Genomic DNA, 16,180 nt, shown 5'->3' on the forward strand with positions numbered 1-16,180 from the left:
CCCGGTCCGCCCGGCGGTCCCGTCCGCACCGCCCGTCCGCCTGCCTGCCCGCCCCGGCCGGCCGGCCGTCGCCTCCGACCCTAGACCGACCAGAACGGGTCCTGCCGCCGGGGCATGGTGTCCATCGACCCGTCCGGCCCGATCGGCACCGTGCTGTCCCCGCCGAACGGGTACGAGGTGTCCGGCGCGGCCAGCCCGTCGACCCGGGCCAGCAGCGTCCCGTTGCCCGCGAAGCCGATCCGGAACTCGGCCGTCCCGAACGGGGACTTCGCCCGCAGCACCGGCACCACCGGGTCGTCCTCGCCGTCCACCGCCCAGCCGCGCTCCCGCCAGGCCCGGCCCAACTGGGCAAGCAGCTCCGGGTAGCGGTGTTCGGCCACCCGGGTCAGCAGGTAGCGGCGCTTCTCCAGGTGCGCGGTGCCGTCCGGCTCGCGGGTGAACGCGTGCTCGTGGGAGACCGCGACGTACGGGCCGTCCGCCCAGACCACCGGCGGGGTGAGCGCGGCGGGCGCGGAGTCCAGCAGTTCGTCCACCGCGGCCCGGGCGGCGAGCAGGTCGCGCGCCAGGTCGTCGTTCATCGGTACTCCTGTCCGGACACCCGGTCGCCGTGGCCGGAGACGATCAAGCCCATGTTGCGCAGCGAGTGGCCGTCCCGGCCGTCGCCCTGGTTCCAGTAGTCCGAGTGCGACTCGAAGCCCAGCGGACCGTCCGCGACGTCGAAGCGGTGCGCCCCGAACTCGCCGCTCGCCGGGTCCTGGCCGAACCACAGCTCGTGCGGGTCGCCGTGCCCGGCGATCTTGTCGCCGAGGAATCCGCCGGCCACCGCGCCCAGCGGTCCGGCCAGCACCCCGCCGATGCCCGCGCCGATGCCGATGCCCTTCGCGTCGTCGTGGCTGGGCAGGTGGGAGACCGGGTCGTGCTCGGCCGCGCCCACCCAGACGTGGTCGGCGCCGACGCCCAGCTGGCCGGCCTGCTGCGCGCCGGTGCCGGGCGAGCCGACCAGGATGATGTCGTCCGCGGGGATGCCGCCGGGGCGCTGCGCGGCCTGGCCGACCGTGAGCGAGCCGTAGCTGTGCCCGAGCGCGGTCAGGTGCGCGGGCTGCCCCTCGTGCGAGGCGCGCAGGCCCTGCAGGAACTCCTGGTAGGCCGCGCCGCCCTGTTCGGCGCGCTCCTTGCCGGCCACCGCGAACATGTCCGGGCTGAGGCCCTTGACCTGCGGGGTGTCGTACCCTAGCCAGGCGATCGAGGCGGTGGAGCGGCTCGGGTCGAGGTCGTGCGCGGTCTGCCACAGGTCGCGGGCCCGGTTGGCGTCGCCGCCGCCCATGTTCTTGACCTCGGTGTTCAGGCCCGGCACGTACGCCACCACGTCGTCCGCGGTGTCCGGGTTGCCGTACGCGATCGCCGCCCGGCCCTGGCCCTGGTCGCCGATCACCATCAGGTACGCGGGGGGCTGCTTGCCGGTGTCGTCGCGGAGCCGGTCCTGGATCGCCCGGAAGCCCTCCAGCTTCTTCCGGTCCCCGTCGGACAGGTCGGTGCGGGAGGACAGGTCCTGGACCATCCGGTCCAGGGTGATCCGGTTGGCCTGGTCGCGGGCCGGGGTCGGCAGGCCGTCGCGGTTGCCGAGCTCGGCCGGGTACGCCCGGATCAGGCGCTGCTGCTCGTCCGGGGGGAGCGACTTCCACCAGGCGTTGACTTCGGACGGCGGGGCGTCCTGGCCCGGCATGCCCGCGCGGACCAGGTCCTCGGGGCCGCCGAACGGGTTGAGCGCGCCCAGCACCGCGCTGTTCAGGCGCATCGCGGCGGTGCCCGGGTCCAGGCCGGCGCCGGTCCGGGCGTCGTCGGTGTACTGGCGCAGGCGCTGGGCGGTGACCTGGTCGGCGTGCGCGGCCTCGGACAGCGCGTCGGCGATCCGGTCGCGCAGCTCGGTGCCCCGCCGGGAGCGGTCGGGGGCGTCGGGGTCGTGCCGTTCGGCGGCGCTCGGCGGCGGCCAGGAGACCCCGCCGTCGTCCCCGACCGCGAAGCCGCCCGCGTCCGCCTCGGCGAGCGCCGCCCGGAGCTTGGAGCGGGCCAGCAGGAACGCCTCCGCGCCCTCCCGCAGCACGGGCGCGATCCGAGCCAGTTCCAGGTGCGCGGCGGTCAGCTTGCCGGTGGTCCGGGCCAGCGACTGCCGGGCGCCGTCCGCGGCCCGGCCGCGCCAGCCGGAGTCGCGCACCCGGCCGTCCACCCCGTCCCGCCAGGTGTCGGTGTGGCCGGCGAACGCGGCGGCCAGCGAGGCGTACGCGTCGGCGGCCGTGAACAGCCGGTCCGGGTCCGCGTCGCGCAGCGTGGGGACGTCCATGCTCACCGCCCCGTCAGTCCGCCGGCCGCGTCCTGCTCGGCCCGGCGGTAGTTGGCCGCGGTCCGCCGCAGGTTGCCGCCCTGCCGGTCCATCTCGGCGGAGAGGCTGTCCAGCAGCCGCTTCCACTCGTCGGTGCAGGCGTTCAGCTCCCCGCCGGTCGTCCACCCGCGCAGCCCGGCCTCGGCGTCGTCCGACGCCCCCAGCACCCGCGAGGTCCCGCCGGGCACCTGCTCGGCGACGCTGCCCGCGGTCTGTCCCGCCCCGTCCAACTCGCCCGGCTCCACCTGGAACCCGTCGCCGCCACCGCCGCCACTGCCGTCCGGCCCCACGCTCAGCACGCCATCCCCCACCACCGGTGTCAGTCCGACCACTTGAGCGCGCCATGCTAGCGAACCGACCCGCCGCAACCGCGCGCGTTCACCACATTCGCACCCCGCTCGCCCCTCCGTCGCTTGGGCACCCCTTGGGATTTCCTTTACCGGACCGGGGTGCCGGGCCGGGGTGCCGGACCGGACGGATCGCGACCGCCCCGCCGCGGCCACCCCCCCCGGTGCCCCGCCACCCGCCCAGGCGCCCCGCCCCCCGCCCCGGGCCCCGGCCGCTACGCGTCCAGGTAGGGGCTGTACAGCGCGGAGAGGAACCGGGTGGCGAGCCGGTCGCGCAGGTGCGGGGGGAGGCCGTCGAGGAGGCGGTTGACGCCGGCCATCCGGGTGGTGGAGCCGGGGGAGAGGTCGAGGCCGGTGGCCGGGAGGAGGGCGGCGAAGGTCGCGTCGTCCAGGGTGGTGAAGTCGAGCTGGTCGAGCAGGGCGAGGATCTCGGTGGGCGGTGCCACCGGCCCGCGCGCCCGGACGGCGGCGACGCTCGCGCGCAGGGCCGCGAGCAGGTCCTCGACGCCCTCCCCGCTGACGCCGGTGAGGGTGAGGTGCAGGCTGGCGGGCAGGCCGTCGACGCTCAGCTGGGGTTGCAGGAAGAAGCCGCGCTCGCGCGACTCGTCCGCCAACTCCCAGAGGTCCGGGGGGTTTTCGCCCTCGGTGCCGATCGCGACCAGCGTGGCGTCCGGCGAGCCGAGCACCCGCAGCCCGTCGATCTCCCCGACGCCCGCGATCAGCCGTCGGGTCGCGGCGAGTGCCGAACGCCCCAACTCCCGGTAGCCGTCCGCCCCGAGGGCCTGGAGGGTGGCCCAGGCCCCGGCCAGGGGTCCGGCGCCCTTGCTGCTCTGGACGGTGGAGTTGACCACCGGGTAGCCGGGCCACTGCGCGCAGGCGAAGTACGCGGCCAGCCGCATCGCCCGGTCGCGGAAGAGCAGCACGGAGGCGCCCTTGGGCGCGTACCCGAACTTGTGCAGGTCGCAGGAGAGCGAGGTGACGCCGGGCACCGACAGGTCGAACGGCGGGACCTCGGCCCCGGCCTCGGCCAGCCAGGGCAGCAGCCAGCCGCCCACGCAGGCGTCCACGTGGCAGGGCAGGCCGCGTTCGGCCGCCGCCGCGGCGATCGCGGCGACCGGGTCGACCACCCCGTGCGCGTACGAGGGCGCGGAGGCGACCACCAGCACCGTCCGGTCGGTGCAGGCCGCCGCCACCGCCTCCGGCACCGCCCGGAAGGTCGCCGGGTCGACCGGCACCGTGACGACCTTGACCCGCAGGTACGCCCCGGCCTTGAAGAACGCGGCGTGCGCCGTCGCGGGCACCACGATCTCCGGCTCGGCGACCTCGGGCCGGGCGTCCCGGGCGGCCTTGACGGCGAGCAGGATCGACTCGGTGCCGCCGCTGGTGAAGATGCCGGGCGTGCTCCCGTCCCCGCCGAGCCGGGCGGCGACCGCGCCGACCACCTGCCGCTCCAGGGCGACGGTGCTCGGGAACGCGGTCGGGTCGAGGCCGTTGACCTCCAGCATGGCCAGGTACGCGCCCTCCGCGGCGGCCCGCACCCCGGGCCGCCCGGCGTCGTAGGTGTAGGCGGTGGTGCGCCCGCCGCGGGTGGGCAGGTCGGCGGCGGTGAGCGCGCGCAGCTCGGCGAGCAGCTCCTCGGCGGGGCGGCCGGCGGCCGGCAGCCCGTTCTGACGGTCCGTCACGAGAGTTCTCCAGCAAGCGAATCGACGACAACGGCGGGAACGGCGGCTCGTCGCCGCCCGTACGCCCGCAGGGCGGGCAGCGAGGCCAGCATCAGCACGGCCGGGACCAGGCTGAAGCCGAGCAGGACGCCGGCCCGGGCGGTGGCGGTCTGCGCGACGGGGTGGTCGGTGGTGGAGGAGGCGAAACCGGCGGCGGCCAGCGCCAGCGAGAACAGCCCGGGCCCGGCGGCCAGCCCGGCCGTCTCGCCCGCCGTCCACAGGCCGGTGAACGCCCCGGACTGCAGGCGCCCGGTGCGCGCCGCGTCCGCGTGCACGGTGTCCGGCAGCAGCGACAGCGGCAGCACCTGGAGCGCCGCGTACGCCACGCCGAGCACCGCGCACAGCGCGAGCGTGGCGGTGACCCGCGCCGCCCCCGTCCCGGCGGTGGGCCAGAGCGCGGCGGCGGCCAGCGCGAACAGCGCGGTCGCCGCGCCCAGGCAGCGCAGCCGGCCCCAGCGGGCCGCGGCCCGGCCCCACAGCGGTACGGCGACGGCGCTCGGCGCGACCAGGCAGACGAACAGCACCGAGGTCAGGCCGTAGCCGCCCAGCCAGTAGGCGGCGGTGTACGGGGCGGCGGCCAGCATGATCGCCACCGCGGCGGCCTGCAGCACGAACGCGCCCAGCAGCGCGAAGAACGCCCGGTTGCCGCGCGCGGTGCGCAGCGCGGCCCGCAGCCCGAGCGGCTCCGGGCCGGGCCGGGCGGCCACCCGGCGGGCGCCCAGCGCGGGCACCAGCAGCGTCGCCAGCAGCAGGACGGCGACCACCGCGCCCATCACCGCGTACCCGCGCCGCCCGCCCCCGGCCAGCGACACCAGGGCGGGGGCCAGGCCGCCCGCGACCAGGATGCCGACGGTCAAGCAGACGATCCGCCACACCGTGATCCGGGTGCGCACCTCGGGGCGGTCCGACATCTCGGCGGGCAGCGCCACGTACGGGACCTGGAACAGGGCGAACGCGCTGGAGGCCAGCACGAAGGTGACGGCCACCCAGGCGGCGGCGCCGGCGCCGGTCAGCGGGGAGAGGAACATCGCGGCGAAGGCGACGGGCAGCGCGAGCGCGCCGGCCAGCAGGATCCGGCCGCGGCGGCCGGTGCGCAGCGCCTCCCGGTCGCTGGCGGCGCCGACGGTCGGGTTGAACAGCGCGTCCCAGGCCTTCGGCAGCGCCACGACCAGGCCCGCGACCCCGGCGGGCACGCCCAGCGCGTCGGTCATGAAGTACAGCAGCAGCAGGCCGGGAACGGTCGCGTGGATGCCCGTCCCGACCGAGCCGAGCGCGTACCCGGCCAGCTCCCGCCGGCCTATGCCCCCGGCGCTCACGGCGTCCCCCCGATCCCCAGCTCGCGCAGCACCAGCGCGTGCAGGTGGGCCCGGAACCTGGGGACCTGCCCGCGGATCATCGACCGGCAGAAGCCGTGCACCGTCCACAGCACCGTCCATACCGCCAACTCGGCGCGCTCCGGCGGGACTCCCGGCAGCGCGGCGGCCAGCGCGTCGCGCACCGACTCCAGCAGCGGCCGGGTGTACTCCTCCTCCAGGCCGGCGAACTCGGCGGCGTCCGCCAGCCAGCGCCGCATCCACAGCGCGGGCACGTCCGGCCGCTCCAGGCAGAAGTCCAGGTACCGGTCCGCGAAGGCGACCGCCGCCCCCGCCGGGTCCGCCCCCGCCCGCGCCCCGAACTCCCGCAGCGCCCCCGCCACCGCCGCCCGCTCGGCCTCGTGCGCCCGCCGCATCACCTCGCGGTACAAGTCGCCCTTCCCGCCCACGTGGTACGCGACGGTGGCGACGTTCAACCCCGCGGCGGCGGCGATCGTCCGGGTGGTCGTCCCGTCGTACCCGTGCTCCGCGAACAGCGCGGTCGCCGCCGCGACGATCCGCTCCCGACTCAGGTCGGCCTGGCTCTGCGGCGCGCTCGGCGCCGGTGGCTCGGTCATGGCGGGGAGCGTACGCGCGCCACCCGCCTCAATCAACCGTTTGATGGATGACGGCCGTGTGAAATCCGCAGCCGCCGGAAACCGCCCCGGACCCCGCCGCGCGGTGCGGCGGGGTCCGGGGCGGGAAGGCGCGGCGGGGCTCAGCAGTGGGCGACGGCCTCGCAGTCCTCCCAGCGGGTGCCGGAGTAGCCGTCGTCCGCGGCCGGGGCGTTCAGCGACCGGGCCTTCCGCTGGGGCGCGCCGGCCGCGGGCGCCGTGGCGGGGCCGGTGGCCAGGCGGACGGCGATCGCGTCCAGGACCGGGCGGGGGCTGGTGCCGGCGAAGTCGTTGATCAGCACGGCGAAGACCAGGCGGCGGCCGTCGGGGGCGGTGGCGTAGCCGACCAGGTTGTCGACGCCGCCCATCGAGCCGCTCTTGGCGTGCACGTTGTTCGCGGCCTTGGTGCCGGTCATCCGGGCGGCCAGCGTGCCGCCGACCATCCGCTGCGGGTTGCCGGCCACCGGCAGGGCGTCGTACCAGGCGCCGAACCAGGGCCGGTCCTGGACCAGCCGGAGCAGGTCGGCCATCTTGGCCGGGGTGATCAGGTCGTAGCGGGACAGGCCGGAGCCGTCGACCTGCCGCCCGGCGGGGGTGTCCAGCCCGTTGGCCCTCAGGAACGCCTGGACCTGGGCGATGCCGGTCGCCCAGTCGCCGCGGCCGCCCTTGACCTTGCCGATCTCCTTGGTCAGGTGCTCGGCCATGCCGTTGTTGCTGACCTTCAGCATCGGGACGACCAGCTCGGCGAGGGTCTGCGAGCGGTGCGAGACCAGCGGCTGCGAGCCCTCCTGCCCGGTCGCCGCCTGCGCGCCGCCGTGCGCCACCCGCACGCCGTGCCGGGCCAGCGCGCCCGCGAACACCCGGCCCGCGTACGTCGACGGGTCCTCGACCGTCACCCAGGAGGTGACCGGCGCGGCCCCGGCCGCGATGCTGCCGGACAGCGCCAGCCCGTTGCTGCCGCGCCCGCGGTCCACCCCGACGGACGAGCCGCTGCCCGCCGCGCCGGTGGCCACCGACCCGGCGAACGCCATCGGCGCCTCGGCCGGGTTCAGGGTGACCTGCGCCGCCTGCCCGGCGGCCGCGCCCGGCGCGACCGTCACCTGCACGGTGTCCATCAGGTACTCGGGGTCGTTGGCGACCGTCAGCCCGGATATCTGCGGGCTGTACGAGTACGGCTCGTCGTCCCAGGCCCAGCCGGGGCCGAGCGGCGTGCTGTCGTAGCGGGTGCCGTCGGCCAGCACCCGGCCGGTGACGGTGGTGATCCCGGACGCCGCGACCTGCGCGGCCAGGTCGTCGAGGTCCTGCACCAGCAGGGTGGGGTCGCCGCCGCCGCGCAGCACCAGGTCGCCGACCACCTTGGAGCCGTACCGGCTGCCGGTGGTGCGCACCTCGGTGGTGAACCGGTAGTCCGCGCCGAGCAGGTCGAGCGCGGCGGTGGAGGTCACCGTCTTCAGGGTGGACGCCGGGGTGAGCAGCGCCTGCGGCTGCCGGGCGTACAGCACCTGCCCGGTGGCGGCGTCCAGCACCTCGACGCCGGTCTGGGCGTTGGCCAGCCGGGAGTCGGACAGCAGGGCGTCGAGGTCGGCGGCCAGGGTGGCGTCGGCCGGGGCCGGGTCGTCGGCCTGGGCCGAGCCGGCGAGCAGGGAGGCGGCGAGGACCGCGGCGGCCAGCGGCAGGCCGCGGCGGTACCGGTGGTGGCGGGACGGGCGTCCGGGCAAGGGTGCTCCAGGGTGCGGATCGGCCGGGGGCGCACGTCACCCGCACCCCCGTTTTGGCATGAACATTACCATTTGTCGGGGTATCGGATGATCTTCCCCCGGCCCTGCGGAACCCCGGCCGTACGGCCCGCGCCGACGTCCCCACCCCCTACCGACGCGTCGGCGCCGGAAAAGGTCGCACCCGAATCCCGATAAACTGGCCACCCGCTCGAAGGGCCACGCACAGGACGGGGAACATGGCTGCGCACGCTGGGCTGACGGTCGAACGCATCACCCGCGCCGCCGCCGAACTCGCCGACCAGGTCGGCATCGAGAAGGTCACCGTCTCCGCGCTGGCCCGCCGGTTCGGGGTGAAGGACGCCAGCTTCTACTCGCACGTCAAGAACCTCCAGGAGATTCGGGTCCGGGTCGCCCTGCTGGCCTCCGACGAGCTGAACCAGGCCTTGGCCGCCGCCATCGCCGGCCGCTCCGGCGGCGAGGCGCTGACCGCCTTCGCGGACGCCTACCGGCACTATGCGCTGGCCCACCCCGGCCGCTACGCCGCCACCCAACTGCCGCTGGACCCGGACCGGTTCACCGACACCACGGTGTTCGCCCGGAGCATCGAACTGACCTACGCGGTGATGCGCCACTACCGCCTCGACGAACCCGACCTGACCGACGCCGCCCGCCTCCTGCGCAGCACCTTCCACGGCTTCATCGGCATCGAGAGCGCCGGTGGCTTCAACCACCCGCGCGCCGCCGCCGACTCCTGGCGGCGCATCACCACCGGCCTGCACCACCTCCTGGAGAACTGGCCCCCGGCCCGCTGACCCCCGGAGCGTCGCCGCCGCAACTCCCTTTCGAAGCCTGGACGTTCGATACCGGGACGCTCGCCGCCGGACCGTCCGCCGCGGTGCCGGTCAGCGGGGCGAGCGCCCCCACCCCGAACACCAGCGCCGCCCGCACCAGCGCAGGCCGCACCACCTGCCGTCGACGGACGCCCGCGCCGCCGGAGCGCCCGCCCGCGCCTGCGCTCCCGCCTCCGCCCCGCCGCTCACGGCCGCACCACCCGGGCCAGGAACGCGCCCAGGTTCACCCGGACCCGGGCGATCCGCTCCTCGATGCTCAGGCTCTCCCGCATCCGCACCCCGCCCGCCGGTGCCCCCGCACGTACAGCGAGCGCGCCAGGTCGCCGCAGACGTACTCGCCCGCCGACGCGTACTCCTCCCCGGACGGCCGCCCCGCCTTCCGCGCCGTCAGCAGCGCCACCCCGGACGCCGCGTGCACCGTCAGGCAGATCGAGCACACGGCCCCCTGCCGGGCCCCGGCCCCGGCCCGCCCCTCGCCCCACCCGGCCGCTCCGGTGCGTGAGCGGTCTATGAGCGGTCCGTGGCCGTCCGGTTGTGGAGAATGTGCGAAAGTGGTTGCCCCTTCAATCAAAAATAGGTGAGGCTAACCTAAGTTTCTGTTGTGAACGCGCCGAACGCGTCGCCCGCCCATGGAGGCCCCCATGTCCCCGTCCGCTCCTCACCGCACGGTCGAAGCGGCCCGCCCCTACCTCGTCGGCCTGACCCGCGCCGCGACCGGCCTGCTCTTCGCCTGCCACGGCGCGGCCTCGCTGTTCGGCGTCCTGGGCGGCGCCAAGGGCGGCGGCACGGTGGAGGCGCTGTCCTGGCCCGGCTGGTACGCGGCCGTCATCCAACTCGTCGGCGGCACCCTGGTCCTGCTCGGCCTCGGTACCCGGACGGCCGCCGTGGTCTGCTCCGGCTCGATGGCCTACGCCTACTTCTCCGTCCACCAGGAGAACGGCCTGCTCCCGATCCAGAACGGCGGCGAGGCCGCCGCCCTCTTCGCCTGGGCCTTCCTGCTCCTCGCCGCCACCGGCCCCGGCGCCCTCGCCCTCGACGCCCTCCTCCCGACCCGCCGCCGCACCGGCGCCCCGGAGCCCGCCACCGCCCCGGAGCCCGCCGCCGCCACCGCCTGACCCCGGCCGCCCGGCCGCGAACGCGCGGACGCGCGAAAGCCGCCCGGCGCGGGATGGGGGACCCCGCGCCGGACGGCTCACCGTCCTACCGCTTACCGCTTACCGCTTCACCGCTTCACCGCCGCACCGGCCGGCGCTCAGTACTTGGTGTACTTCATCCAGTCGTAGCGGGCGGTGAGCGGCGTGCCCGGGTAGGTGAAGGGGCTGAGCCAGCTGTCGACCCCGGTGCCGGGCCACAGGTTGGCGATGAGCCGCATCGGGTGGGTGGGCAGGGCGCCGCGCGAGCCGTTCTCCTGGTGGACGAGCTTGCCGTCGACGAACCAGTTGATGGTGCCCTGGTTCCACCACTCGATGGCGTAGTTGTGGTACCCGGCGGAGGCGTCGAAGCCGAGGTTGATGACGGTCTCGTGGCCGCCGACGCCGTTGGTGAAGTAGTTGGTCTGGAGCTGGGTCGGGTTCTTGCCGAGGATCTCGACGTCGATCTCGTCCCAGGGCTGGTTGTCGCTCGGCCCGGTGTAGGTGAAGAACCCGGTGACCGTGCCCGGGTTCTTCACGGCCTGGAGCCGGGCCTCGAAGCGCCCGTACGAGAACAGGTCGTTGGAGCGGAACTCGCCGGAGGCGTAGGGCCGGCCGGAGCAGCCGCTGGGGCAGGTGGCGGTGTCGAGGTTCTCGCCCATCACGCCGCCGTTGAACCAGACGTGGTCGGCGCGCCAGCCGGCGTTGAACATGCCGCCGTTGGTCCAGCCGTCGGCCTTGTGCCAGCGGCCGGTGTCGAAGGAGTCGAAGTTGTCGGTGAAGCTGCCGCCGATGGCGGCGTTGGCGGCGGGGCTGGCGATCGGGCTGACGGTCAGCGCGAGCGCGGCGAGCGGGGCGAGCAGCCAGCGACGGCCGCGGGGTTGACGGGACGGCGCAGAGGATCGCATGGTCGGCCTCCTTGGGGCACGGGTGGGTGGGGGATGGTGCCTGTGGTGCCTGTGGTGCGCCGCGTGCGGACGCCGGTGGGGGTCCGTCGGGTCGCGCGCGGAACTCTGGGGTGGTGGGGGAAGCGCTCCCGTCCGGCGGGTCCGGAAGCGCTTCCACCCGCGGGCGTACGGCTCTGCCGCCCGGTGCGCGGGTCAGTCGCGCGGGGCCAGCTTGAGGATGATGTACTCGTACGCCTGGCTGTTGGGCGACGGGTTCATGTACGGGTCGCTCTCGTTCGGCCAGCCGGTGAACTGGGTGTCGTTGTACTCGTACCAGGCGGGGCCGTAGAAGACCGGCACGGCGGGCACGTCCTGCGACATGATCCGCTGCAGGTCGTGCAGCGCGGCCTGCTCGGCCGCCGGGTCGGCCGCCGATTCGAAGGCCTTCACCGCGTCCAGCGACTTCGCCGGGTCGTACTTGCTGAAGTCGCCCGCCGCGACCTTGCCGGTCTCGGCGCCCATCCGCGGGTCCAGCACGTACTGCAGGCGCTGGTAGGCGGTGCCCCCCTGGCCCCAGTGGATCGCCGCGTCGTACTTCCCGGTGGTGATCGCGGTGTTCCAGCTGTTGAAGTCGAACGCGCCGTTCGCGTCGACGTCGAAGCCGAGCGCGTTGAGGTCCTTGGCCATCGCCTGGGCCGCGCACCAGTAGTCGGTGAACGAGTTCGGGTCGATGATCGTGAACTTGATCGTCCGGCCGTCCTTGGTCCACTTGCCGTCGGTCCTGCTCCAGCCGGCCGCGCCCAGCAGCGCGTCGACCTTGGCGGCGTCGGCCTCCGGCTTGAGGTCGTCCTTCAGCGCCGGGTCCAGCGCCTTGGCGTCGTTGGGCAGCAGCAGGCCGCTGGAGGAGGTGGCGGGCAGCGCGTAGTCGGTCTCGCACTGGCTGGTGTACGCCTTGCGGTTCATGCCCGCGCTGATCGCCTGCCGCACCGCCGGGTCGGCCAGCGCCGGGGCGCTCTCGCTCTTGGTGTTGAGGAAGAGCGAGACGGTGTTGGACGCCGGGAAGTACGGCGCGTCCTGCTGGAACAGGTGGTGGTGCTGCGGGTTCTTCCCGACGAAGGTGTTCAGCACGTTGTTGATGTTGTTGCCCGCGAGGTCGATCTCGCCGGAGCTGAGCGCCAGGGTGGCCGCGTCGTTGGTGGCGTAGGCGGGGAAGGAGATCCGCTTGACCTTCGGGGTCTCGCGGAACTGCGGGTTCACCTTGAAGGTGACGTTCTGGCTGGTGAACTTGTCCAGCAGGTACGGGCCGGTGCCGATCAGCTGGTCGGCCTTGACGACCGCGGTGGCCGGGTCCTTGATGCCCGACCAGACGTGCTGGGGCACGATCAGCTGGTTAGCGATGCCGGCGAAGTTGGCCTTCTGCGGGACGTCGAAGCTCATCACCACGGTGTCGGCGTCGGGAGTCTCGATGGTGCCGGGCAGCGGGGCGCCGCCGCCGTTGGCCGCCGGGTTGGCCTTCAACAGCTCGAAGGTGAACTTGACGTCGGCCGAGGAGAACGCCTGGCCGTCGCTCCACTTGACGCCCGGGGCCAGCGTCAGCTTGAGGGTCCTGTTCCCGTTCGACCACGCGTAGCCCTTGGCCAGCCACGGGATCGGGTCCTGCTCGGTGAGGGTGTTGAACTGGAACAGCGGCTCCCACACCAGCGAGCGGGCGTTGGCGAGGGTCAGGAAGGAGTTGCCGTCGAACGGGTTGTAGTTCTCGGTGAAGGAGGGCACCGGGTTGGACTCCACCACCAGGGTGCGGTCCTTCGCGGCCTTGCCCGAGCCCGCGCCGGAGCCGGAACAGGCGGTGATACCGAGGCCGATCGCCGCGACCAGGGCGGCGGCTCTCCAAGCGGTGGAACGGCTCATGGTGACGTGCTCCTTCTGTGGTTCGGCGCCGACTCGGCGGCGGCGTCGAGTCCCGGCGGTCGCACGCCGCCGGGCGGGGTTTCGGTGGGAAGCGCCGTACGCGGACGTACGGGGATCAGGGGCGCGGGACGGGCCCGCTACGCGCCGGGGTGGGAGGTGGCGCCGTCGGCCCCGGCCACGGCGGCGGCCTCCGCGGCCTCCGCCGTCCGGTCCGGGCTCAGCAGCCAGCAGGCCGCGACCTGGTCGGGCCCGGCCGGCAGGGTGGGCGGCGCGGCCTCGGCGCAGACCGGCATCGCGAACGGGCAGCGCGGGTGGAAGCGGCAGCCGCCCGGCGGGTCGATCAGGCTGGGCGGCGCGCCCCGGCCGCGCAGCACCACCGGCCCGCTGCGGTGCGGGTCCGGCGCGGCGCTCAGCAGCAGCCGGGTGTACGGGTGGGCCGGGGAGTCGGTGATCTGCTGCGCGGGGCCGGACTCCACCACCTGTCCCGCGTACATCACCACCACGGTGTCCGCCAGGTAGCGGGCCGAGGCGATGTCGTGGGTGACGTAGAGGATGGCCAGCCGCTCGCGCTCGCGCAGCTCGTCCAGCAGGTTGAGCACGCCCAGCCGGATCGAGACGTCCAGCATCGACACCGGCTCGTCGGCCAGCAGCACCCGGGGGCGCACCGCCAGGCCGCGGGCGATGGCGACCCGCTGGCGCTGTCCGCCGGACAGCTCGTGCGGGAACTTGTCGAGGTAGCGGTCGGCCGGGGTGAGGCTGACCCGCTCCAGCAACTCCTTGGCCAGCGCGTCCAGTTGCTCGCCGCGTGCCCCGCGGTGCAGTTTCAGCGGCCGCTCCAGGTGGTAGCGGACGCCGTGCACGCCGTTCAGCGAGGAGAACGGGTCCTGGAGCACCAGGTGGACCTGGCTGGTGTACGCCCGGCGCTCCCGGGCCGAGGTGCCCACCGGCTCGCCGTCGAGCAGCAGTTCGCCCGAGGTCGGCGTGATCAGCCGGGTCAGCAGCCGCGACAGCGTGGACTTGCCGGAACCCGACTCGCCCACCACCGCCGTCACGGTCGCCTCGGGCAGCGCCAGCGAGATGTCCTCGGCGGCGTGCACCACCGCGCGGCCGCGCAGCCCCCGGTGCACCGGGAAGTGCTTGGTCAGGCCCCGGGCCTCCAGGGCCGGGACGCCCGGCCGCTTGGGGCCGTGCACCACGCGGGGCGCGGTGGGGTCGACGGTGCCGGTCACAGGTTCCTCCCCAGGGATCGGGCCAGCGGTGCCGGCAGTTCGCGGCCGCCCCCGTGCAGCCAGCACGCGGCCAGCCGCCCGGCGGAGTCGCCCGCGGGCACGGTGGTGGGCGGGAAGTCGACGGCGCAGCGCTCCAGCGCGAACGCGCAGCGCGGGTGGAAGGAGCAGCCGGTCGGCAGTGCGGTCAGGGCGGGCGGCGAGCCGGGGATGCCCTCCATCCGCACCCGTTCGCCGTGCAGCGCGGGGAAGGAGTCGAGCAGGCCGGCCGTGTACGGGTGCCGGGGGCCCTCGAACAGCGCCCGGGCCGGGGCGCGTTCCAGCAGCCGCCCCGCGTACATGATCGCGATGGTGTCGGCCAGCTCGACCAGGAGCGACAGGTCGTGCGTGATGAAGACGATCGCGAAGCCCAACGCGTCCTTGAGCCGCAGGAGTTCGGTGAGGATCTCGCGCTGGGTGACGACGTCCAGCGCGGTGGTCGGCTCGTCCATGACGACGATCTCCGGGTCCAGCGCCAGGGCCATCGCGATCATCACCCGCTGCCGCATGCCGCCGGACAGCTCGTGCGGGTAGCTGTGCAGCCGGTCCGCGCTGATGCCCACCAGCCGCAGCAGTTCCGCCGCCCGCTCGGTGCGCTGCGCGGCGGTCGGCCCGGCGCGGTGCGCCCGCAGCGCGTCGGTCAGCTGGGCGTCGATCCGGGCCACCGGGTTCAGGGCGTGCATGGCGCTCTGGAAGACCACCGAGATCTGGTTCCAGCGCACCCGGCGCAGCTCGGCCGCGTCGGCCGCCAGCAGGTCCAGCGAGCCGTCCCGGCCGTGGAAGCGGACCTCGCCGCCGGTGATCACGCCGGGGGCGCGCAGCAGCCGGGTCAGCGCGTACGCCAGGGTGGACTTGCCGGAGCCGGACTCGCCGGCCAGGCCGAGCACCTCGCCCCGGCGCAGGGTGAGGCTCGCGTCGGTGATGGCGCGCACCGCCCGGTCGCCCAGGCCGTAGTCGACGCACAGGTCGCGCACTTCGAGGATGGGTTCGCCGGTCACGGCTGGGCCTCCAGGGTCTTCGGGTCTTCGCTCCGCGCGGCGGTCCGCACCGCCGTGGGCGTGAACTCGCCCTCCGCGGAAGGCGGTTCCTCCCGCGTCGGCGCCGCCGTCCGCAGCACCGGGGTCAGCCCCAGCCGGAAGCGGACCTTGACGCCCCGGCCGCCGCGCACCGAGGACAGCCGCGGGTTGGTGATCTCGTCGATGCCGAAGTTGATCAGCGCCAGCGCGATGCCGACCAGGGCCACCGCCAGCGCCGGCGGCAGGTACCACCACCAGTAGCCGTTGATCGCCGCACCGGACGCCTGCGCCTCGTTGAGCACCGTGCCCCAGGTCACCGAGGCCGGGCTGATCACGCCGAGCCAGGCCAGCGCGGTGTACGTGCCGATGCCGTAGATCACCGTGAAGATGAACGCCGAGGCCAGGATCGGCAGCAGGTTCGGCACCACCTCGAAGAGGATGATCCGCCAGGTGCGCTCGCCGATGACCTTGGACGCCTCGACGTAGTCCTGACCGCGCAGCGCCATCGTCTGGGCCCGCAGCACCCGGGCGCCCCAGGCCCACGCGGTGACCGCGATCACCGAGCCGATCAGGAACGGGTTCGAGGTCTCCGACGGCGGCAGCGGCTTCATGATCACCATCAGGATCAGCAGGCCGGGCAGCGCGAGGAAGATGTTGGTCAGCGCGGAGAGCACCTCGTCGGCCAGCCCGCCCAGGTACCCGGCGGTGACGCCGACCAGGACGGACAGCACGTTGGCCAGCGCGCCGGCCAGGAAGGAGATCAGCAGGGTGTCGCGGCCGCCGGACAGCAGCCGGGAGAACAGGTCGTGCTGCTGCTGGTCGGTGCCGAGCCAGTACTCGGCGGACGGCGGCAGCGGCAGCCCGCTGCTGCGGTTGGCCTGGAAGTCCGGTGTATGCGGGGCGAGCAGCGGACCGACCAGGGCCAGCAGCAGCAGGACCAGCAGCAGCACCAGGCCGGTGGCCACCTTGCGGGAGCGGAGCATCCGGGGCATCG

Annotated in this window: 16 protein-coding genes; 2 read left to right on the forward strand and 14 right to left on the reverse strand. The window is 74.7% G+C overall.

What is annotated here, in order from left to right; translation table 11 throughout:
* Positions 1-80: 80 nt before the first annotated feature.
* The 7 genes from K353_RS08960 to dacB form a co-directional block, all read right to left on the reverse strand.
* Positions 81-578, reverse strand: a complete 498-nt coding sequence (locus K353_RS08960) for a hypothetical protein (protein WP_100835908.1) — start codon at positions 576-578, stop codon at positions 81-83.
* Positions 575-2,338, reverse strand: a complete 1,764-nt coding sequence (locus K353_RS08965) for an alpha/beta hydrolase (protein ID WP_111553050.1) — start codon at positions 2,336-2,338, stop codon at positions 575-577. The genes K353_RS08960 and K353_RS08965 overlap by 4 nt, the downstream gene beginning before the upstream one ends.
* 2 nt (positions 2,339-2,340) lie before the next feature.
* Positions 2,341-2,709 (reverse strand): type VII secretion target, encoded by a 369-nt coding sequence (locus K353_RS08970; protein WP_158585375.1) that lies wholly within the window; start codon positions 2,707-2,709, stop codon positions 2,341-2,343.
* 230 nt (positions 2,710-2,939) lie between these two features.
* Positions 2,940-4,406: an aspartate aminotransferase family protein gene (locus K353_RS08975; RefSeq protein WP_111553052.1), complete on the reverse strand. Its 1,467-nt coding sequence runs from the start codon at positions 4,404-4,406 to the stop codon at positions 2,940-2,942.
* Positions 4,403-5,761, reverse strand: coding sequence for an MFS transporter (locus K353_RS08980; protein ID WP_111553053.1), 1,359 nt, complete (start codon positions 5,759-5,761; stop codon positions 4,403-4,405). Before K353_RS08980 ends, K353_RS08975 begins: the two co-directional genes overlap by 4 nt.
* Positions 5,758-6,375 (reverse strand): TetR/AcrR family transcriptional regulator, encoded by a 618-nt coding sequence (locus K353_RS08985; protein ID WP_111553054.1) that lies wholly within the window; start codon positions 6,373-6,375, stop codon positions 5,758-5,760. Before K353_RS08985 ends, K353_RS08980 begins: the two co-directional genes overlap by 4 nt.
* 140 nt (positions 6,376-6,515) lie before the next feature.
* Positions 6,516-8,129 carry a D-alanyl-D-alanine carboxypeptidase/D-alanyl-D-alanine-endopeptidase gene (gene dacB / locus K353_RS08990; RefSeq protein WP_111553055.1) on the reverse strand — a complete coding sequence of 538 codons (1,614 nt, stop codon included), beginning with the start codon at positions 8,127-8,129 and terminating at the stop codon, positions 6,516-6,518.
* 236 nt (positions 8,130-8,365) lie between these two features.
* On the opposite strand from dacB, the gene K353_RS08995 reads away from it, so the two are divergent.
* A complete protein-coding gene (locus K353_RS08995) occupies positions 8,366-8,941 on the forward strand; it encodes a TetR/AcrR family transcriptional regulator (RefSeq protein WP_111553056.1) in 576 nt (191 codons plus the stop codon).
* A gap of 224 nt (positions 8,942-9,165) precedes the next feature.
* Here the strand turns inward: K353_RS08995 and K353_RS35425 are convergent, their stop codons facing one another.
* The gene (locus K353_RS35425) at positions 9,166-9,258 is read right to left on the reverse strand and encodes an FBP domain-containing protein (RefSeq protein WP_233533459.1); all 93 of its coding nucleotides are present in this window, start codon (positions 9,256-9,258) and stop codon (positions 9,166-9,168) included.
* Positions 9,237-9,419 (reverse strand): FBP domain-containing protein, encoded by a 183-nt coding sequence (locus K353_RS35430; RefSeq protein ID WP_370447575.1) that lies wholly within the window; start codon positions 9,417-9,419, stop codon positions 9,237-9,239. The genes K353_RS35425 and K353_RS35430 overlap by 22 nt, the downstream gene beginning before the upstream one ends.
* 202 nt (positions 9,420-9,621) lie before the next feature.
* Between K353_RS35430 and K353_RS09005 the strand changes: the two genes are divergently transcribed.
* Positions 9,622-10,095, forward strand: coding sequence for a DoxX family protein (locus K353_RS09005; RefSeq protein ID WP_111553057.1), 474 nt, complete (start codon positions 9,622-9,624; stop codon positions 10,093-10,095).
* A 137-nt stretch (positions 10,096-10,232) separates the two neighbouring features.
* Here the strand turns inward: K353_RS09005 and K353_RS09010 are convergent, their stop codons facing one another.
* The 5 genes from K353_RS09010 to K353_RS09030 all read right to left on the reverse strand — a co-directional run bounded on the left by K353_RS09010 (position 10,233) and on the right by K353_RS09030 (position 16,178).
* Positions 10,233-11,018, reverse strand: coding sequence for a glycoside hydrolase family 16 protein (locus K353_RS09010; RefSeq protein ID WP_111553058.1), 786 nt, complete (start codon positions 11,016-11,018; stop codon positions 10,233-10,235).
* Positions 11,019-11,210: 192 nt separating this feature from the next.
* Positions 11,211-12,905: an ABC transporter substrate-binding protein gene (locus K353_RS09015; RefSeq protein ID WP_111553059.1), complete on the reverse strand. Its 1,695-nt coding sequence runs from the start codon at positions 12,903-12,905 to the stop codon at positions 11,211-11,213.
* A 137-nt stretch (positions 12,906-13,042) separates the two neighbouring features.
* Positions 13,043-14,101, reverse strand: a complete 1,059-nt coding sequence (locus K353_RS09020) for an ABC transporter ATP-binding protein (protein ID WP_199528053.1) — start codon at positions 14,099-14,101, stop codon at positions 13,043-13,045.
* A gap of 29 nt (positions 14,102-14,130) precedes the next feature.
* Positions 14,131-15,168, reverse strand: a complete 1,038-nt coding sequence (locus K353_RS09025) for an ABC transporter ATP-binding protein (RefSeq protein ID WP_111553060.1) — start codon at positions 15,166-15,168, stop codon at positions 14,131-14,133.
* Positions 15,165-16,178, reverse strand: coding sequence for an ABC transporter permease (locus K353_RS09030; RefSeq protein WP_111553061.1), 1,014 nt, complete (start codon positions 16,176-16,178; stop codon positions 15,165-15,167). The genes K353_RS09025 and K353_RS09030 overlap by 4 nt, the downstream gene beginning before the upstream one ends.
* Between the last annotated feature and the right edge of the window lie 2 nt (positions 16,179-16,180).

The organism is Kitasatospora sp. SolWspMP-SS2h, assembly GCF_003259315.1.
Taxonomy (GTDB): domain Bacteria; phylum Actinomycetota; class Actinomycetes; order Streptomycetales; family Streptomycetaceae; genus Kitasatospora; species Kitasatospora fiedleri.

Bases quoted from the DNA above. Each gene is read 5' to 3' on its own strand.
- K353_RS08960 (WP_100835908.1), bottom strand. From the start codon at position 578: ATGAACGACGACCTGGCGCGCGACCTGCTCGCCGCCCGGGCCGCGGTG.
- K353_RS08965 (WP_111553050.1), bottom strand. From the start codon at position 2,338: ATGGACGTCCCCACGCTGCGCGACGCGGACCCGGACCGGCTGTTCACG.
- K353_RS08985 (WP_111553054.1), bottom strand. From the start codon at position 6,375: ATGACCGAGCCACCGGCGCCGAGCGCGCCGCAGAGCCAGGCCGACCTG.
- K353_RS08995 (WP_111553056.1), top strand. From the start codon at position 8,366: ATGGCTGCGCACGCTGGGCTGACGGTCGAACGCATCACCCGCGCCGCC.
- K353_RS09005 (WP_111553057.1), top strand. From the start codon at position 9,622: ATGTCCCCGTCCGCTCCTCACCGCACGGTCGAAGCGGCCCGCCCCTAC.
- K353_RS09010 (WP_111553058.1), bottom strand. From the start codon at position 11,018: ATGCGATCCTCTGCGCCGTCCCGTCAACCCCGCGGCCGTCGCTGGCTG.
- K353_RS09015 (WP_111553059.1), bottom strand. From the start codon at position 12,905: ATGAGCCGTTCCACCGCTTGGAGAGCCGCCGCCCTGGTCGCGGCGATC.
- K353_RS09030 (WP_111553061.1), bottom strand. From the start codon at position 16,178: ATGCCCCGGATGCTCCGCTCCCGCAAGGTGGCCACCGGCCTGGTGCTG.